Source organism: Streptomyces ureilyticus (genome assembly GCF_011045025.1).
GTDB classification, from domain to species: Bacteria; Actinomycetota; Actinomycetes; order Streptomycetales; family Streptomycetaceae; genus Streptomyces; species Streptomyces ureilyticus.
Genome location: NZ_JAAKZX010000493.1, coordinates 1 through 857 on the forward strand (window position 1 = coordinate 1; position 857 = coordinate 857).

The window sequence follows — 857 nt, forward strand, 5'->3', positions numbered from 1 at the left end:
AGGAGCAGATGAACGCGCTGCCTGATGACGGGTTCGGGTACGGGCTGCTGCGCTACCTGAATCCCGGCACCGCCCCGGTCCTGGCCGGCTATGACCGGCCCCAGATCGCCTTCAACTACCTCGGCCGTTTCGACACCGCCCTTGAGGGCGGGCAGAGTGTGGAGTCCCAGCTGGGAGGCGGTGCCGATCCTGGGATGGGACTGGCCCACACCCTGGAGATCAACGCGATCGCGCATGGCAGTGCTGAGGGTGTGCGTCTGGATGCGGTGTGGTCCTGGCCGCAGGAGGTTCTGGACCGGGATGAGGTTGCGGAGCTGGCTGATCTGTGGGTCCGGATGCTGGGGGTCCTGGCGGGGCATGCGGCCCTGCCGGAGGCCGGCGGGCATTCGCCTTCGGACTTCCCCCTGGTCACTCTTGAGCAGGAGCAGCTCGATGGGTGGGCTGGTGAGGGGATGGTGGTCGAGGATGTGCTGCCGCTGTCGCCGTTGCAGGAAGGGCTGTTGTTCCACGCGCTGTTCGACGAGGACGCCGTGGATGTCTACAACGTTCAGCTGGCGTTTGATCTGAGCGGTGCGCTGGATGCGGGGGTGCTGCGGCGTTCGGCGGAGGTGCTGGTGGGCCGGCACGCCAGTTTGCGGGCGTGCTTCCGCGAGCGGGAGAACGGCGAGCCGGTGCAGGTGATCGCTGGTTCGGTGAGTGTGCCGTGGCGTGTGGTCGATCTGAGTGAGTACTCCGGGGCCGGGCAGGGTGAGCGGGTGGCGCGGCTGCTGGAGGAGGAACGGGCTGCCCGTTTCGACATGGCCAGCGCGCCGCTGATGCGCTTCCTGGTGATCCGCCTCGCCCCCGACCGGCACAAG

At 68.0% G+C, this 857-nt stretch carries 1 protein-coding gene; it reads left to right on the top strand.

Annotation, left to right across the window (positions count from 1 at the left end; genetic code table 11):
- Nucleotides 1-8 precede the first annotated feature (8 nt).
- Nucleotides 9-857, top strand: an 849-nt coding sequence (locus tag G6048_RS48325) for a condensation domain-containing protein (protein ID WP_235991171.1), incomplete at its 3' end; no start/stop codon positions are given.